Genomic DNA, 16,277 nt, shown 5'->3' with positions numbered 1-16,277 from the left:
ACGATATTGGCTCCACGAATAGGACAATATTAAGGTGCCCGGCCTTCCCGGATCCGCCCCGGCGTCTCGCCGAACTGGCTCTTGAACAGGCGGTTGAAGTACGTCACGTCCTCGTAGCCGACGGACAAGGCGATGTCCTTGATCTTCAGCTCGCTGCCGCACACCAGGCTTCGGGCTTTGTGCATACGCAGCCGGATGACGTATTCGGTCAGATTGACGCCGGTCTGCGCCTTGAACGCCTTGCTGAGATATTCCTTGGTTACGTAAAAAGCCTCCGCCATGGATTCCAGGCTGATCTGGCGCTCGTAGTTGCGGTCGATATAGCTTTTAATCTCGCCCATGTCGAGCTTGTCCTTTTTCTTGCGCTTGGCGGCGATATGACCGATGGCCGCCCCGTACAGCCCGGACAAGCCGTCGACCAGCGCTTCGGGAGACGCCGCCCCGCGCGGACGCGGGGACGGCTCGGGGAGATCGCCGCGCGCCGCGATCTCCTGCATGGAACCGTCCGACCGGACGACGAAGTCCTCCAGCAGCAGATAGAGTTCCATATACAATTTACGCAGGCCGGCTTCGTTCGCATAAGCCCGCTTCGCCAGTTCCGCGTCCAGGCGGCCGAACGCCTGCCGGGTCCCCTGAAGGTCAAGACCGTTCAAGTACCGGGCCAGCTCGCGCTTGGTCTCCGACGTCAGCGCCTGCAGCGCCTCATCCGTATAATGGACGGAGCTCAGCTCCCGTTCGCGCTGCGTGTCCGCCAAGCGGAGCTCGCGCACGCATTTCTCCAGCGCGCCGTTCAGCTCGTCCTCGTCGATCGGCTTGAGAATATACGTCGACGCCTTGTAGTCGATCGCATGCTTCGTATATTGAAAGTCCGCGTGCCCGCTGATGACGATAACCTTGGCCTCGTTGCCCTGCTCGTTCAGCTTGCGGATGAGCTCGGTCCCTTCCATCCCCGGCATCCGCATATCGAGCAATACGATATCCGGGTGCGTCTTCGCGATCAGCGACAGTCCCTCGTAGCCGTTCTCGGCTTCCCCTGCGATATCGATGCCGAGCGCTTCCCAGCGTCCGAGGCTCCGGATCATCCGCCGGCTCCATACCTCGTCGTCGATGATGACGGCCTTCATCCGCCTTCCCCCTCCCTCTCTCCCGTCAGCTCCGGCCCGGCGGGAAGATGAATCTCGATCGCGGTGCCGGCCCCTTCCAAGCTGTCGATGCGTAGGCCATAGGCCGCGCCGAAGCGCAGCTTGATCCGCGCGTCTACATTGCGGAGGCCCAGGCTCTCCGACTCTCTGTACAACGCGCCGTTGGCGTCCAGCGCCCGGCGAAGCTCCGCCAGCCGCTGCGGCTCGATGCCCTCCCCGTTGTCCGCGATGCGGATGACGGCGACGTCGCCCCGCAGCTCGGCGCCGATCGCGATATGCCAGTCGTCCAGCTTGCGCCGGAAGCCGTGCTCGAAGGCGTTCTCCACGATAGGCTGCAGCGTCAGCAGCGGGATCGGCAGCGTCTCGAATGCCTCCGGCAGCCGCTCGTCCACCTTCACCTTGTTCGGGAATCGCATTTCCTGGATATACAGGTAGTTGCGCATGTGCTGCCAATCCTCGCGGAGCGTCGCTGCGTCGGGCAGGCTGCGGATGCTGTAACGGAACATGCCTCCGATCGCCTTGACGATCTTGTGGATCTCCGGCACGTTCTTCTCCAACGCCATGCCGCTGATGAGCTGCAGCGTATTATGCAGGAAATGCGGGTTGATCTGCGCCTGCAGCGCCTTGACCTCCGCGGTGCGCTTCGCGATCGTCGCCTCGTATTCGAACTGGATCAGGCCTTTGATATTGTTGACCATGAGCTCGAAGCTGTTCTCCAAGAGCCCGATCTCGTCCTGGCGGTTGCGGCTTGCGACGAAGTCCGTCTTAATCCAATCGAGCTTGCGCATGTAGCGCACCAGATTGGTGATCGGCTTGGTCATCATATAGGCCAACAGGACCGACAGCGCGATGCAGACGCAGACGACGCCCGCTCCGATCCAGAAGCTGCTGCGGATGATGTCCTCGCTGCTGCGGGAGATCAAGTCGCCCGGCACGAGCTTCACGACAGAGAAGAACGTATAAGGCACCTCGCTGCGAAAAAGATACGTGTCCCCGATCTTTTCAAAAGACGCCAGGCTGCCAGGTTGCGGCTTTAAAGAGCGCAGGAGCCCTTCCGATTCGGACGCCGGCGCTTCGGCCTGAGGCGAATACAGGATGTTGCCGTCGGCATCCACGAGATAGACGCGGGCGCCCTCGTCCTTGCGCAGCGCGCTCAGCATGCGATCCATCAGGCTCCACTTCACGTCGAGCGCCGCCGCGCCGAGCGGCTTGCGGTCCTCGAACCGGTTGATGGGACGCATGAGCATAAAGCTCTTCTTGACCGTATCGTTCGCGTAGTTCAGCTTGCTGTGCTCCAGGTCGAAGGACATCCAGCGAACCGAGGCCAGCGGTGAGGCGTTCTTGATGCTCTCCTCGTAACCGCTGACGACATACGTCTTGCCGATATTGTCCACGTCGAGCATGACCCTGTTCAGCACGCTCTGGTTGGCATAGTAGATCGAGGAGAGCTTGTTGTTGATATAATCGTTGGCCCGGTAAAATTGCGTGATGTCGTCGTTGTCCAGCTTGCCCATCCGGTCCGAGATCTTGTCGTCGATGATGATGGCGTTCAGCAGCTCGTCGAGCTGGCTGAGCTTCTCCGACATGTACTCGCTGACGGTGGAGAGCTGGGAGCCGTTGAATTGGATCATCTCCCGCTCCATCGCATGAGACGACCTCGCGATCGCCATCGCCGTGACGGCCGTGATGGGCAGGATGGAGAGCAGCAGCATGAACAGAAGCAGCTTGTTGCGGAGCCGGCTGCGAAACGGATCGAGCACGCGGGCACGCCAGCCGCCGCGGCCGCCAGGCGGGCGGTTCCCCGGGGGCTGACGGCGGCGCGCGCCGGCAGCGGAAGATGAGGCAGCCATACGGCGATCAAGCCTCCTTGTCGTCGAGAATGACGAGAGGCATCCCCCGGTCTCGCGATCGGAGGATGCCTGTCGAACCTGATATAAGTGCGCGGATAAAATCTCTTCTTAGCCTTCGTCTCCCGGCCATGCCGCCTTGTCGGCGATAACCGTCACGTCGGCGTGCTCCTGGAGGTAGCTCGACGGCACGAGCGCCGTCACCTCGCCGCGGAGCGTCCGGTGCAGAATGTCGCGCTTGCCATCGCCGGAAGCGAGCAGCAGCACTTTTTTCGAGCCGAGCAGCACGTCCATGCCTGCCGTGAGGCTGTGGCGCGGGACACGGTCGAGACCGCCCCAGTAGACGGCGTTGCTGTGCAGGCTCTTCTCGGTCAGCGGCACGGCGCGGGTCGGCGCGTCCGCCGGCGACGGCGGCTCGTTGAAGCCGAGGTGCCCGTTCGGTCCGAGGCCCAGGATCGTCGCATCAAAGCCGCCGGCCTCGCGTACCTTAGCGTCATATTCCCTCGCGGTCGCTTCCGGATCGGACGTATTCTCGTCGAGCAGCACGAGCTGGTCCTCGCGCAGCCCCCACGGTTCGGCGACCGAGCGGCGAAGCCAACCTTCGAGAGAGCGGGGATCCTCGCGGGTAATGCCGAGGTAGCCGTCCAGTTGGAACGCCCGGATATCGGAGAAGCCGACTTCGCCCCGTTCCTGCATCGCCGATAGCTCCTCGTACATGCCCATCGGCGTATTGCCCATGGCCAGCACGACGGAGGCGCCCGGCTTGTCCTTCACGATGGCCTGCAGCCACTTGGCCGCTTCGCGGCTCATCTCTTCATAGTTTTCGGCAACGATTAGGTTTATCATGAACGCGCCCTCCTTACTTCAGCAGGCGCTCGGGCAGGTAAGCCCGGTGCGCTTGCGCCATTTCGTCGTACAGCTTCTCCGCGCGATCGATCGAGTAGACGAGCGGATGGCTCGCCAGCGCCCGGATGCCGTCGATCCGCGAGCCGCTCCAGCCGGCTTCGGCCGTCAGCGCCTGGTATTCGCCGAGCATCTTCACGAGGCCGGATACTTGCTTCGGCATGAAGCCTTGCGCGATCGGCGCGATGCCGTTGCGGTCGACGAAGCATGGCACCTCGACGACGCGGTCCGCCGGGAAATCGGCGATGGCGCCGTTGTTGCGCACATTGCAATGCCATACTTCCTTGCGGTCGTTGAAGACGGCGTCCATCACGTCGAAGGCCAGCTCCAGCTCGTGGATGCCCCCGCGGCTGCGGTTCGGATCGAGTACGGGAGCGGCGCTCTCGGCTTGCTCCGTATAATGTTTCCAGTAATCCGGCACCTTAGCAAGAATATCCTGCGCGCGGGTCGTCGACTTCGCCTGCAGCTGCTCCAGCACTTCTTCCTTGTAGTAGAAATATTGAAAGTAATCCGCCGGGATAGCGCCCATCGTCACCGCGAGCTTCAACATGCGCAGCTGGTGGCGGCTGACGGAAGGATCGTCCTTCAGGCGTTCGTAAGCTTCGGCGAGCAGCGGCATCATGTCCTGCCCTTTGTACAGATGGCGGTTGGACCAGCAGTTGTGGTTGAGTCCGATCATCGTGACGTCGATCTCGCTTGGATCGAGCCCGGCGGTCTCGGCGATCCACTGCGGGAAAATAATCGGACCCTCGCACAGCGACACGACCTTGATCGGGCTGTGATGCGTGATCGCTTCGGACACGATGTTGACGGGGTTCGTGTAGTTGAACAGCCACGCGTTCGGGCAAATCTCCTCCATGTCGGCCACGATCTCCTTGATGACATGAAGGGAGCGCATCGCCATGAAGAAACCGCCGGGCCCTTGCGTCTCCTGTCCGATGAAGCCATGCTTCAGCGGGATGCTCTCGTCGAGGTAACGAGCCTCAAAGCCGCCCGGACGAAAGCTCGTCAGCACGGCGTCCGCGCCTTGCAGCGCTGCACGGCGGTCCGTCGTCGTCGTGATCTTGATGTCGGCGCCGAGGTTGTCCGACATCTGCTGCGACATCTTGCGCACGATCTCGAGCCGCTCCTCGTTCAGGTCGACGAGCACGACCTCCGAGCCTTTGAAGTTGGCGCCTTCGCCTTGATGGATGAAGCTCGCTACCGTTCCTGCGGCGCGGGTGCTGCCGCCGCCGATATATACCATTTTGATCGCTGCCATGGCTGATCTCTCCTTAGAGGTTGCGTAATATTAGAGGTTGCATGTTATTCGGCCGTACGAAATAAGCCCAGCTCGGCGACGGACGTCTTCAACGTCTGGTCGTACATCGGGAAAGGCTGTCCCAGATCGCGGTCGAGCGCCATCAGCACCGCGCCGACGACCGGCTCGTAGGCGGCTTCCGCGATGCGAAGGCCGGGATACGCAGCCGTCAGGCTGTCCGTCACCGCCTCGGTCAATATCGCAGGACGCGCCTTGAACAGGCTGCCCGACAGAATGACGACCGCCTCGCTTGCCTGGATGCCGAAATTGGCGAGACCCGCCTCGACGTAGCGCGCGTTGCGCCGTCCGAACGCCCGGACGAGCTGTGCGGCCTCATCGTCCCCGGCGCCTGCCGCTTCGAAGACGAGCGGCGCCAGATGCTTCTTGGAGCCGAGCTTGCCTTGAATCCAGTGCTCCATCAGCGTATCCGCGTCCGCCAGCCCGTAGTGAGCGAGGATTCGCGGCTTGAGCTGCGTCTGCGGCCCGAGCCCGACGTCGGAATCGAGCGCCGCCCGCAGCGCGAGGCTGCCGAGGGACTCGCCGCCCGAGTCGTCGTCGCGGACATGATAGCCGTATATGAACGGCGACTGGCCGGGTCGCAGGATGGCGACGTTCGTACCGGTTCCGATGCAGAGCACCGCGCCGGCGGGCGACGACGTGCCGCCGCGGTAAGCGATGATGCAATCGTTCACGACCGTCACGTCCGCGACGCCCGTCGCGCCCTTGAGCGCTTCGCGCAGCAAGGCATATTCATAGGGAAAATCCGCGCCCGTCATGCCGGCGTGAACGCTCTCGATATCGCAAGCCTCTGCCTCCGCCCGGCGCAGTGCGTCAGTCACGGCTTCCTTCACGCGTTCCATGCTGTGCGCCATGCCTTGTGTGCTGTGACAGCTCCCGCCCGCGTAACCTGCGGCCAAGATGCGTCCGGACCGGTCGGCGAGCGCGGCGATCGTCTTCGTGCCTCCTTGGTCGAGCCCCAGCTTGTATTTCATATGTGACACCTACTAAGTCGTATTGGCTTGCCGTGTACTTATCGTACACCGACCGCATGCCGCGCTCTCCCTCAATACGACTGAGGACTAATGCAATCTTACTGCTGGCCTCTCACCTGGCTTGGCGTCTTGCCGACGTGCTGCACGAATACGCGGTTAAAGTTCGACAGATTGCGGAACCCGCACTCCGCCGCGATGTCGATGATCTTGCGGTCGGTCGTCTCCAGAAGGTGGACGGCCTGTCCCAGACGAATCTCGATGCAATAGTTCAGGGGCGACATGCCCACGATCTGCTTAAAAATCGCGCTGAAGCGCGAAGGGCTCAGATGAATGAGGTCGGCCATCTCCCGCAGCGACCACGGCCGGGCCGGATCCTGGTGGACGGCCTCGAGCACGCTGCGCACGAGCGGCTGCTTGCTGCGGGTTTCGATCGAAGCCGGGGTTGCCGATCTGGAAAAGTGGCGGTTCACGTAAGCGAGGAAACGGGCCATCTGCGCCCGAATGATCGTCCGGTAAGAGGAGGACTGCGTCTCGTGCTCCTCCTGCATGTCCGTCAGGATGGCGCGCAGCTCGTTCATCCTGGGATGGTCGCGATCGAGCACGTTGCCGAAGCGCAGGCCCATCTCCACGAACGGCGCCAGCAGCTCGGGGTCATAGCGCTGATCCGCGGCCAAGAGGGCGGGGTCGAACACCGTCACCTGCAGGACCAGGTCCCGCGTCTCGAATGCCCGGTGCAGATCGCTCGGACTGAGCAGGACAATATCGCCCTGCCGGATCGGGTAAGTCGTGCCGTTGATGAGATACATGCCCTCGCCGTGCTTCACGTAGTTGATCTCCAGGCTATCGTGCCAGTGTAATCGGTTAAAATACGGGAAAACGCCCTTCGTATCGCCGATGTCGAAAGGAAATGCTTTGGCCAAATCCAGCAAGTCGCGCGCTACCGCACCCATCGCGATGACCTCCGTATGCGTGTGTGTTCGATCCGGGATCGTCTTTGGGACCATCATAGCACTATCGTTTCGCAAAATCGAAACATCCTGAGGCCCGTGCGGAACCAAACGCCGCTTACCGCTTTTTTTTGCGAATCGATATGTGTTATACTATTGATCACTGTGGCCCCGTAGCTCAGCGGATAGAGCACACGTTTCCTAAACGTGGTGTCGGATGTTCGATTCATCTCGGGGCCGCCAGTTCATACCCTCAAATACAAAGAAGCCATCCTAAGTCGTATTGCGACTCCCGGAACGGCTTCTTTTTTTGTTATTGACGAACGTGCGTTTTAAAAATATTATCCAAATATATGCACCAAAAGGAGACTCTGCATGTACGGAATACGTATCGGCGCCGGAAGAACGGCCGAGATCTACGAATATGGCGAGCAGCGCGTCCTCAAGCTGTATTACCCGGGATTGACCGAGGAACAGGTGGAAGCGGAATATCGGATCGGTCAGGCCGCCTGGCGCGCCGGCATTCAGACGCCTATGCCACTGGAGCGCGTGCAGCATGACGGCAGGCATGGCATCGTGCTCGAGAGAGTCGCCGGCGTCACGATGCTCGCCTCGCTGGCGCGCCGGAACGGTACGGTGGCGCAGGAGGCCTCACGAATGGCGCTGCTTCACAGCCAGATTCACCGCATATCTGTGCCGGGACTGCCTAGCCAGAGAAGCAGCCTACAGGAGCGGATCGTGCACGCTCCCCTGCTAACCGATGAGGAAAAAAGTCGCCTGGCCCTGCTGCTGCGGGAGCTGCCCGACGGCGACCGCCTCTGCCACGGAGACTATCATCCGGACAACATCATGCTCGGCGACGGGGAATGGATCATCGACTGGATGACGGGAATGAGCGGCCATCCGGCTGGCGATGCCGCCCGGACCGCGCTGCTGCTGCAATACGGCAGCGTCCCCGATGAAGCGCCGGACGAGGTGGTCGCATGGCTGGCCGACATGCGCGCCGAGCTGCTTGACGGATACCTGCTCGCTTATGCGAAGCAGACCGGGACGACGCGCGAGCAGATCGAGCGATGGCTGCCTCCCGTCGCCGCGGCCCGTCTGTGCGAATGGATCCCTGAGGCGGAGAAGGAAGCGCTGGCGGCATTTATCCGACGGTCTATCGGACAGGAGCACCTCGGATGACCCGGCGCGCATGGCTTCTTGGCGCAGGAATTGCGATTGCATTTCCCCTGCTGGTTCACTTGCTGCTCGCAGCTTACGCGCAATGGTCGGACGCCGGCGATCCCGCCGATTTTGCCTACCATGATACGACGTTTATCGTTTACCGCATCGGTTGGCCCGGGAATATCGCGCTTGGTCTCGCAGCATTGATCGTGTACGTCTTGACACGTGGAGTCGTAAGAGCATTCAGATCCAGATTCAGATGAACGAGGTTAAATCACACGAATCAATGGAGGGAAGCACTCTCTATGCCGAAGTCTTTAAGAGTTATTGTGTCCCTGGCACTCATGCTCCTCGTGCTCGCGCAGCCCATGTATGCCGCGGAGAAGTCCGTCAAGATCAAGATTACGGTCACGAGCATCGCGTTGGTGGAAAACAACCATGTGGGAAACGAGTGGTATACCGAAGCTTCGGTCAACGGCAAGACGGTCGCCGAGGGCTCGTCCGTCACGCTGACGCTCAAGCCGTCCGCGGCGGTTAAATTACAGGCCTATGCGCAAGAACAAGACAAGATTCCCGATGAAGGCGAGGCCACGGTCTCCGTCAAAGCATCGTCGATCGCAAAGACGACAAACAAGGCGCTGAGCGTCACTGTAACGGAAAATAGGGGGCGCTACTCCGGCAATACGGCGACCTGGAAGTTTACGTTCAAGATGCAGAAGGTTGCTTAGTATAGCTTGCACCAGAAAGGGAGATCCGGCATGACTACCGCAGCTACCTCTCTATACTTTGTCCGGCATGCGGATTCTCCCTACATCCCCGGCGAGGAACGCGCCAGAGGGCTGTCCGAACGCGGACATTCGGATGCGCTGCGCGTGAGCCTGACGCTCGGGGAGATTCGCTTCGATGCCTTCCTATCCAGCCCTTATGAGAGAGCGATCCAGACTATCCGGCCGCTCGCCGGGGGCCAGCCTATTTTGGAGTTCGAAGATTTAAGGGAGCGCGAGATCGGTGAGATCTCCGGTACGCCGTTTTATGCGGCTAAGCAGCAGGTTTATCAAGACTTCGGCCTGTCGTTTCCAAAAGGAGAGTCCTCGCAGTCGGCGCAGCAGCGGGCGGTCGCCGTCATTGTCGATATACTCCGCGCCAGACAAGGCCAGAACCTGCTGATCGGCACCCACGGCGATATCATGACGCTTATCTTTAACTACTTCGACCCCGCGCATAACTTCGAATTCTGGCAGTCGACGTCGATGCCCGATATTTACAGGCTTGCGTTCCAGGGCGAGCGCTTCATCCAAATAAACCGGCTTTGGCAAGTCGAATAAGGGCACAGCAGCCAGGCCGGCGAGTAAGCTTCAATGATTCATCGCCCTGCGAAGGTAGAGCCGTTCTCCAATCTCTAACAGCAACCGCCCCGCCGATATGGATAAGCCAAGAACCGCGCCTCGCTGCCCCATTGCTCCCCCTTCCAGCACGCCAAGCAGCAGTCCTAAGACGACGGGAGCCAGGACCAGCTCCCAGATTAAGCCTTTATTCCACATCCGTCCGGACATTTTTTGCGCTGCGTAATCCTCTCGATGTATGTCCCGGCGGTACCGGAATCCGATGCTCGTCAGGATCACGATCATAGACACGTACAGATGGTCCTCCCCGTCCGCCGCGTAAAACGTCGCTATCATTGGAACGCCGAACAAAAAGAGATAGAGCAGATATAAGACGTATCGGTCCGTACGCTGCATCTTATGCCTCCCTCGAGCCTAGATGAGATATCTTAGATACACATAAACGCTGGAAAGAACGATGGACAGCAGCATGAGCGGCAAGCCGACTTTAAGATATTGGACGAACCGGATCGGATGTCCTTCCTTGCCGGCCATGCCGGCGACGATCAGGTTGGCGCTCGCGCCGATGAGCGTGCCGTTGCCGCCGAGACATGCGCCCAGCGCCAGGCTCCACCAGAGCGGTTCGAGATTGCTGACGCCCATGCTGCCCATCTCCTGAATCATCGGGATCATGGTGGCTACGAACGGGATGTTGTCGATAAAGGCGGATGCGATCGCGCTCAGCCACAGGATAAGCATCGAAGTCGCGACCAAGTCGCCCCCTGTCAGCTCGATCGCTTTCTTCGCAAGCTCGGCGATAACGCCCGTCTCGACGAGCCCCGATACGAGCACGAACAAGCCGACGAAGAAAAAGATGGTCATCCATTCGACCTTGGTAAGCGCCGCTTCCAGCTTGTGCTCGCCTGTGAGCAGCAGCAGGAGGAAGGCGCCGGCCAGGGCGACGGTCGCGGATTCGAGATGAAGCGCCTGATGGGTGAAAAACCCCAGCAGCGTCAGCCCGAGGATAGCCAGGCATTTGCGCAGCAGCTTCGGATCGGTGAGGAGTTCCTTCTCGCTCATCTCCATGATGCCGCGCTTCAGCTCTTCGGTCGTCCGGATTTTTTTGCGGAACATCCAGATGAAGAGCGGCACGTAAGCGGCCATGACCAAGATGGCGACGGGCGCCAGATTCTCGATAAACGCCATGAACGTCAGCTCCGGGACGGCGCTGCCGATCATAATATTCGGCGGGTCGCCGATCAGGGTCGCCGTGCCCCCGACATTGGATGCGATAATCTGCGTGAGCAGGAACGGCGCCGGGTTGACGCGCAGCTGCCGCGTGATGCTAAAGGTCACGGGCACGATGAGCAGCACCGTCGTCACGTTGTCCAGAAACGCGGAGCATGCCGCCGTGATCAACGACAGCAGGATGAGAATACGGATCGGCTCGCCCTTCGCCTTTTTGGCAGCCATAACCGCGATATACTTGAACATGCCCGTGTCGGCCGTCGTGCTCACGATGATCATCATGCCGATCAGCAGCCCCAGCGTGTTGAAGTCGATATGATGGATCGCCGTCTCCTGATCGACGATGCCGAGGGCGACCAGGAGCAGCCCCCCGATCATGGCCACGATTGTCCGGTGGATTTTCTCTGAGATAATTAGCGCATAAATGACTAGAAAAATTCCGATTGCCCAAATCGCTTGCTGTTCCATCTAGAACCTCCATCAATTATGCGGGGACTTATAATGTCTATTAGCCGTTCGTCCACTCCACGCTTTGCAGCAATCGCTGTTTCATGAGCTCAAGCACGAAGTCCGTATAGTAATCCTTGCGAACGATAACCTTGTATTCGCGGTCCGGATAGTGATAGAAGAGCACGTCCGTGTACACGCGATTTTCGTCAAACGCTTGACGCACCCGCTGTAAGCCCGCCAGCGCCGACGGTTCGTCGGTCACGAGGTCAATACGGAACTCTACGTCGTTCTCGTTAGCAGATTCGCTAATGCGCAATATGGATTCATCGAATCGATAGCTGAGCATGCGGCTTCCTCCCTTGCATCAGATGAGATATCGAAAATAAACGTACGCGCTGGAAACGACGATGGACAGCAGCATGAGCGGAAAGCCGATCTTAAGGAATTGGACGAACCGGATCGGATATCCTTCCTTCCCCGACATCCCGGCGACGATCAGATTCGCGCTCGCGCCGATGAGCGAGCCGTTGCCGCCCAGGCAAGCGCCCAGCGCAAGGCTCCACCAGAGCGGCTCGAGGTTGCTGACGCCCATGCTGCCCATCTCCTGGATCATCGGGATCATCGTGGCGACGAACGGAATATTGTCGAGGAACGCGGAAGCGATCGCGCTCAGCCACAGGATAAGTAGAGACGTCGCGACCAGATCGCCGCCCGTGAGATCGATCGCTTTCTTCGCCAGCTCGGCGATGACGCCCGTCTCAATCAAGCCCGACACGAGCACGAACAAGCCGACGAAAAAGAAGATGGTCATCCATTCGACCTTGGTAAACGCCTGCTCCATCATATGCTCGCCCGTGAGCAACAGAAGCAGGAAGGCGCCCGCCAAGGCGACGGTTGCGGACTCGAGATGGAACAGCTGATGGGTGAAAAAGCCGACCAGCGTCAGTCCCAAAACGGCCACACACTTGCGAAGCAGCTTCGGATCGGAGATGAGCGCCTTCTCGTTCATCTCCATGACGCTGCGCTTAAGCTCCTCCGTCGTTTGGATCTTTTTGCGGAACATCCACACGAAGAGCGGGATATAGACGGCCATGACGACGACGGCGACAGGTGCTAGATTGTTAATAAACGCCATGAATGTCAGCTCCTTGACGGCGCTGCCGATCATGATATTCGGCGGGTCGCCGATCAGGGTCGCCGTCCCCCCGACGTTGGACGCGATAATCTGCGTCACCAGAAAAGGCACCGGATTGACGCGCAGTTGACGCGTGATGCTGAAAGTCACGGGAACCATGAGCAATACCGTCGTCACATTGTCGAGGAAGGCGGAGCCGACCGCGGTAATGAGTGCCAACAGCACGAGGATGCGTACAGGCTCGCCCTTTGCCTTTTTTGCCGCCAGCACCGCAATATACTTGAATACCCCCGTCTCGGCTGTCGTGCTCACGATAATCATCATGCCGATCAATAGGCCCAGCGTGTTGAAGTCGATGTGATGTAGCGCCGACTCCTGATCGACGATCCCGAGGAAGACCATGAGCAGTCCCCCGATCATGGCCACGATGGTCCGGTGAATCTTTTCCGAGATAATTAGCGCGTAGATGACCAGAAAAATGCCGATTGCCCAAATCGCTTGCTGCTCCATAAGGCCCTCCCTTATACAAATGATGGAAATAGGATGTCCGCAACCGTCCGGCATATGCCCGCACTCCATCTGGAAAGGCCGAAAAAAGCAAAGAGAAGCCCACCAAATGGCAGGCTCCTCCGGTAAATCCCGATATGCAGTTACTTTTTATCTTATATGATCGCGCGGTGGTTGTAAACCCGGCAGGCTTGTTCTTAGGCTCCGGAATAGACGATCCGCGCGTCGCCCCAATCCGCGTGATCCCAATCGCCGCCGGCGACGCCGTTCGTGACGACAAGCTTCATCTCCCTTGCGCCGCTGATGTCGAGGTCGATCAGCTGCGTCTCGGAGGTCGCTGTCATAACGCCGCTGTCGAACGCCTTTACGCCGTCCAGCCATACCTCGAAGCTGACGTCGCCGTTGCCGTAGGTCTCGTCGTCCACGCCGACCGCCGCCTGGAACCGGGCGTAGGCACCGCCGAGCGTATAGACGATCTCGGAAGCGGCATGCGTGCCAAGTCCCTTGGCGTAGACGACGTCGTTCAGCGTGATCGGCTTGCCGTCGGAGGACTTGTCGCGCTGGATATTGCCCCAGCCCGCAGTGCCCGAATCCCAGGCATAGTCGCTGAGATAGACGGCCGCAGACGCAGGCGGCGTCAACGTGGCGACAACCGGATCGCTGGCAGCCGAGCGGTTGCCAGCGGCATCCTTCGCCTTGACGGTGAAGGTCTGCGACGTGCCTGGGAGAAGGCCTTCCGCGGTGTACGAGGTCGCTGACGCGCCCGTCGTCGTGCCGACTAATGCGGTGCCGCGGTAAACTTCATAGCCCGTGACCGCCTTGTTGTCCGTCGACGCGGCCCAGGAGAGGCTTGCGCTCGTGCCGGTGACTGCGGTCACCGCAAGGCCGGTCGGCGCCGTCGGCGGCTCGGCGTCCGGCAGCTCCGTCGTTACGGCGAGCGGCGTACTCGCGTCGGAGACGTTGCCTGCGGCGTCGCGCGCGCGGACAGTGAAGCTGTAAGCCGTGGCCGGTTCGAGGCCCGTCACGGTGTAGGCAATCTCGCCAGGCGCCGTCGAGCCGGCCAGCGTGCCGTTGCGGTAGACGTCGTAAGCGACGACGCCGACATTGTCGGATGCGGCGCTCCAAGTCAGGCTGACGGCTTCATCGGTTTTGGAAGCTACGGCCAAGTTCGCGGGCACGTTCGGCTTTTTCGTGTCGGGCAGGCCCGGACGGACGAGGATGACTTTTTCCTTCAGGTTAGCGCGTCCTTCGTTGTCCCAAACGACGAGCGTCACCCGGTACGCGCCTGGCTGTTCGTAAACGAAGGTCGGCCGGGACGAGGCGCTTGGCAATCCCGTGCCGAAGTCCCACAGATAGGTTGCGATCGATCCGTTGTCCTTCGATTTGCTGACGAAGGTGGCCGGTTCGCCTACGCGCACCAGCAGCGGGCTGTCGAAGTCGGCGGTCGGCTTGGGGTTGGCAAAGCCGCGCGAGGCCGGCTGCGCGTTGCTCTTGTTGCCGTACACGACATTGTTTTTCCACTCCAGATGCTGGGCGGCCACCGGATACGGGTCGATCGCCACGTCCTTGTTTCCGTAGATGATGTTGTTCGTGAAGCTGAGCCGGTCGACGCCCGGCGCGTCCGTAATCTCAATCGCCTTACGGCCGTTGTTCGCGATCAGGTTGCTGTCGAACGTCAGATTTTGCGCGTTGCCGTGAATCCGGACGCCGTTGCCCTCGTAGCCAGGGTAGGCGGCCTTCGGATTGCCAAGCTGCGTGTCGATGAAGCTGTTGCGGTAAAAGTATTGATACTGCTCGGTCTCGCCCGAGCCCGCACCCTGCAGCTGCATGCCCCACATGACCATGTTTTTGACGACGTTGTAGCCCCATAGCTGATGCCCTGTACCCGGCGACTGCTGGATGCCGACCTGCTGGCCGCCGTCGACGACGTTGTCGGTCGTGACCGCGTTATCGGCCATGATCTCGAGACCGATGGAGCCGACGCGGCCGTCCGTCGGGTGCACGACGTTGCGCCGGACGGCGATCGTCTTGGAGCGGACGGCGCTGATCCAGAAGTCCACCTGGTTGTCCTCGATGATTGAATTGTTCACATCGGTGTGCAGCTCGATGGACAGGCCATGCTCCTTAAGCCCCGATCCCGCGATCTTGTTGCCGCGGATGACTGCGCCTGGGCTGCCATCGTTCACGAAGATACCGCCGCGGCCGGTATTTGCGATGACGTTGCGCTCGATGAGGGCGTCCGACGAACCCCAGCCCGCGCGCACGCCGGCGCCCCAGATGGAACCGGTGCCGATGTTCGAAATCTTGTTGTCCGCGATGCGAACCTTCGGCGAGCCCACCGCATACAGCGCATGCGGCCCGAAGCCGTCGGTCGCCGCGAAGTCCTTGACGACCAGACCGCTCAGCTCGTTGCCGCTGCCCCCCTCGGACACCGCAGCCGACATCGCGATCGTGCTGTTATTGCCGTCGAGCGTCATATTTTTCACCGATGCGCCCGTCACGTTGTTCAGATAAAACATGTAAGTATCCGCGCTGTCCACGTACTTCACGACCGTGCCGCTCTGAGACTGGCCGCGGATCGTTACGCCCGACTTGCCCCGCACCGTGCCCCCGAGATAATACGTCCCGTTCGGAATCAGCACCGTATCCCCGGCCGAAGCCGCATCGACCGCCGCCTGAATGCCGGCACGGTCGTCAAGCGTGTCCGCGCCGCTTGCCCCGTAACTCGCGACCGACAGCGTCGCCGGACCCGCCGCGCCCGCGGACAGCGGAATCGCCGTCCAAGCCAGTACCAACGACAAGCCGAGCCCGATTGCCGTTCTTTGGGATGCTTTTCTTGACGCATGTTTGGTGGAAGGATGAAGCTTCATTTCTTAATTCCTCTCCTTCGCGCGATATGTACGGCTCCAAGGGAGCCGTCGTATCTATCATGCGGGAAGCGCGTACGCGCCGTTACTGCAAATTGTTCGAAATACCCGCGCGTGCGGCTGTTCCTTTTGGGAATTGTTGTGATTTAATTGAATCCGATCCGTTCCCACGCGCAAGGGAATGCGATATGCTAGTTTTACATTTGCATAAAAAGGTAAATTTGTGATGACATACTCAAACGCTATCGAGAGAGGAAGCGAGGCCATGAAGAAAAAAATTGTCGTTCCAATCGGATTGAACGAAGCCTTCGCGTACGACAAGAACACCAACACGCTCAAGATGGGCGGCCCGCGCTAGCTGAGCCTTCACCAGCGCTTTGCGCTGGCATCCTTCCGTCATCACGGAAACGCGGCAGGTGTACAGCAAGTACTATATGGGAATCGAGTTCG

15 protein-coding genes and 1 tRNA gene are annotated in these 16,277 nt (G+C 60.2%); 5 read left to right on the top strand and 11 right to left on the bottom strand.

The window, feature by feature from the left end; genetic code table 11:
- Window positions 1–29: 29 nt before the first annotated feature.
- From ACFOTD_RS23735 to ACFOTD_RS23710, 6 genes are all read right to left on the bottom strand, one after another.
- On the bottom strand, window positions 30–1,124 hold the full coding sequence (locus tag ACFOTD_RS23735) for a response regulator transcription factor (protein ID WP_378122418.1): 1,095 nt from the start codon (window positions 1,122–1,124) through the stop codon (window positions 30–32).
- A complete protein-coding gene (locus ACFOTD_RS23730; RefSeq protein ID WP_378122417.1) occupies window positions 1,121–2,992 on the bottom strand; it encodes a sensor histidine kinase in 1,872 nt (623 codons plus the stop codon). The genes ACFOTD_RS23735 and ACFOTD_RS23730 overlap by 4 nt, the downstream gene beginning before the upstream one ends.
- A 108-nt stretch (window positions 2,993–3,100) precedes the next feature.
- Entirely contained in the window at window positions 3,101–3,835 is a 735-nt protein-coding gene (locus ACFOTD_RS23725) for a 6-phosphogluconolactonase (RefSeq protein ID WP_378122416.1), read from the bottom strand.
- A gap of 13 nt (window positions 3,836–3,848) precedes the next feature.
- Window positions 3,849–5,153: a family 4 glycosyl hydrolase gene (locus ACFOTD_RS23720; protein ID WP_378122415.1), complete on the bottom strand. Its 1,305-nt coding sequence runs from the start codon at window positions 5,151–5,153 to the stop codon at window positions 3,849–3,851.
- A gap of 44 nt (window positions 5,154–5,197) precedes the next feature.
- Window positions 5,198–6,184 (bottom strand): N-acetylglucosamine kinase, encoded by a 987-nt coding sequence (locus tag ACFOTD_RS23715; RefSeq protein ID WP_378122414.1) that lies wholly within the window; start codon window positions 6,182–6,184, stop codon window positions 5,198–5,200.
- Window positions 6,185–6,282: 98 nt separating this feature from the next.
- The gene (locus tag ACFOTD_RS23710; RefSeq protein ID WP_378122413.1) at window positions 6,283–7,134 is read right to left on the bottom strand and encodes a helix-turn-helix domain-containing protein; all 852 of its coding nucleotides are present in this window, start codon (window positions 7,132–7,134) and stop codon (window positions 6,283–6,285) included.
- Window positions 7,135–7,298: 164 nt separating this feature from the next.
- Here ACFOTD_RS23710 and ACFOTD_RS23705 point away from each other — a divergent pair.
- The 5 genes from ACFOTD_RS23705 to ACFOTD_RS23685 all read left to right on the top strand — a co-directional run bounded on the left by ACFOTD_RS23705 (window position 7,299) and on the right by ACFOTD_RS23685 (window position 9,623).
- Window positions 7,299–7,374: transfer RNA gene (locus ACFOTD_RS23705), tRNA-Arg, on the top strand.
- A gap of 132 nt (window positions 7,375–7,506) precedes the next feature.
- Window positions 7,507–8,316 carry a phosphotransferase family protein gene (locus tag ACFOTD_RS23700; protein WP_378122412.1) on the top strand — a complete coding sequence of 270 codons (810 nt, stop codon included), beginning with the start codon at window positions 7,507–7,509 and terminating at the stop codon, window positions 8,314–8,316.
- Window positions 8,313–8,561: a hypothetical protein gene (locus ACFOTD_RS23695; RefSeq protein WP_378122411.1), complete on the top strand. Its 249-nt coding sequence runs from the start codon at window positions 8,313–8,315 to the stop codon at window positions 8,559–8,561. The genes ACFOTD_RS23700 and ACFOTD_RS23695 overlap by 4 nt, the downstream gene beginning before the upstream one ends.
- Window positions 8,562–8,603: 42 nt before the next feature.
- Window positions 8,604–9,026: a hypothetical protein gene (locus tag ACFOTD_RS23690; protein WP_378122410.1), complete on the top strand. Its 423-nt coding sequence runs from the start codon at window positions 8,604–8,606 to the stop codon at window positions 9,024–9,026.
- 30 nt (window positions 9,027–9,056) lie between these two features.
- Window positions 9,057–9,623 carry a histidine phosphatase family protein gene (locus tag ACFOTD_RS23685; protein WP_378122409.1) on the top strand — a complete coding sequence of 189 codons (567 nt, stop codon included), beginning with the start codon at window positions 9,057–9,059 and terminating at the stop codon, window positions 9,621–9,623.
- A gap of 30 nt (window positions 9,624–9,653) precedes the next feature.
- Here the strand turns inward: ACFOTD_RS23685 and ACFOTD_RS23680 are convergent, their stop codons facing one another.
- The 5 genes from ACFOTD_RS23680 to ACFOTD_RS23660 form a co-directional block, all read right to left on the bottom strand.
- Window positions 9,654–10,037: a hypothetical protein gene (locus ACFOTD_RS23680; RefSeq protein WP_378122408.1), complete on the bottom strand. Its 384-nt coding sequence runs from the start codon at window positions 10,035–10,037 to the stop codon at window positions 9,654–9,656.
- 18 nt (window positions 10,038–10,055) lie between these two features.
- Window positions 10,056–11,336, bottom strand: a complete 1,281-nt coding sequence (locus ACFOTD_RS23675; RefSeq protein WP_378122407.1) for an ArsB/NhaD family transporter — start codon at window positions 11,334–11,336, stop codon at window positions 10,056–10,058.
- Window positions 11,337–11,376: 40 nt separating this feature from the next.
- Window positions 11,377–11,664, bottom strand: a complete 288-nt coding sequence (locus ACFOTD_RS23670) for a hypothetical protein (RefSeq protein ID WP_378122406.1) — start codon at window positions 11,662–11,664, stop codon at window positions 11,377–11,379.
- A gap of 18 nt (window positions 11,665–11,682) precedes the next feature.
- A complete protein-coding gene (locus tag ACFOTD_RS23665) occupies window positions 11,683–12,963 on the bottom strand; it encodes an ArsB/NhaD family transporter (RefSeq protein ID WP_378122405.1) in 1,281 nt (426 codons plus the stop codon).
- Between the two features lie 194 nt (window positions 12,964–13,157).
- Window positions 13,158–15,830, bottom strand: coding sequence for an NPCBM/NEW2 domain-containing protein (locus tag ACFOTD_RS23660; protein ID WP_378122403.1), 2,673 nt, complete (start codon window positions 15,828–15,830; stop codon window positions 13,158–13,160).
- Window positions 15,831–16,277: the final 447 nt, after the last annotated feature.

It is taken from the genome of Cohnella sp. GCM10012308, assembly GCF_042649185.1.
Taxonomy (GTDB): domain Bacteria; phylum Bacillota; class Bacilli; order Paenibacillales; family Paenibacillaceae; genus Cohnella.
This window is presented reverse-complemented; position numbering and strand designations above follow the sequence as displayed.

Bases quoted from the DNA above. Each gene is read 5' to 3' on its own strand.
- ACFOTD_RS23710 (WP_378122413.1), bottom strand. From the start codon at position 7,134: ATGGGTGCGGTAGCGCGCGACTTGCTGGATTTGGCCAAAGCATTTCCT.
- ACFOTD_RS23725 (WP_378122416.1), bottom strand. From the start codon at position 3,835: ATGATAAACCTAATCGTTGCCGAAAACTATGAAGAGATGAGCCGCGAA.
- ACFOTD_RS23685 (WP_378122409.1), top strand. From the start codon at position 9,057: ATGACTACCGCAGCTACCTCTCTATACTTTGTCCGGCATGCGGATTCT.
- ACFOTD_RS23735 (WP_378122418.1), bottom strand. From the start codon at position 1,124: ATGAAGGCCGTCATCATCGACGACGAGGTATGGAGCCGGCGGATGATC.
- ACFOTD_RS23730 (WP_378122417.1), bottom strand. From the start codon at position 2,992: ATGGCTGCCTCATCTTCCGCTGCCGGCGCGCGCCGCCGTCAGCCCCCG.
- ACFOTD_RS23670 (WP_378122406.1), bottom strand. From the start codon at position 11,664: ATGCTCAGCTATCGATTCGATGAATCCATATTGCGCATTAGCGAATCT.
- ACFOTD_RS23700 (WP_378122412.1), top strand. From the start codon at position 7,507: ATGTACGGAATACGTATCGGCGCCGGAAGAACGGCCGAGATCTACGAA.
- ACFOTD_RS23665 (WP_378122405.1), bottom strand. From the start codon at position 12,963: ATGGAGCAGCAAGCGATTTGGGCAATCGGCATTTTTCTGGTCATCTAC.
- ACFOTD_RS23675 (WP_378122407.1), bottom strand. From the start codon at position 11,336: ATGGAACAGCAAGCGATTTGGGCAATCGGAATTTTTCTAGTCATTTAT.
- ACFOTD_RS23720 (WP_378122415.1), bottom strand. From the start codon at position 5,153: ATGGCAGCGATCAAAATGGTATATATCGGCGGCGGCAGCACCCGCGCC.
- ACFOTD_RS23715 (WP_378122414.1), bottom strand. From the start codon at position 6,184: ATGAAATACAAGCTGGGGCTCGACCAAGGAGGCACGAAGACGATCGCC.
- ACFOTD_RS23695 (WP_378122411.1), top strand. From the start codon at position 8,313: ATGACCCGGCGCGCATGGCTTCTTGGCGCAGGAATTGCGATTGCATTT.
- ACFOTD_RS23690 (WP_378122410.1), top strand. From the start codon at position 8,604: ATGCCGAAGTCTTTAAGAGTTATTGTGTCCCTGGCACTCATGCTCCTC.
- ACFOTD_RS23680 (WP_378122408.1), bottom strand. From the start codon at position 10,037: ATGCAGCGTACGGACCGATACGTCTTATATCTGCTCTATCTCTTTTTG.
- ACFOTD_RS23660 (WP_378122403.1), bottom strand. From the start codon at position 15,830: ATGAAGCTTCATCCTTCCACCAAACATGCGTCAAGAAAAGCATCCCAA.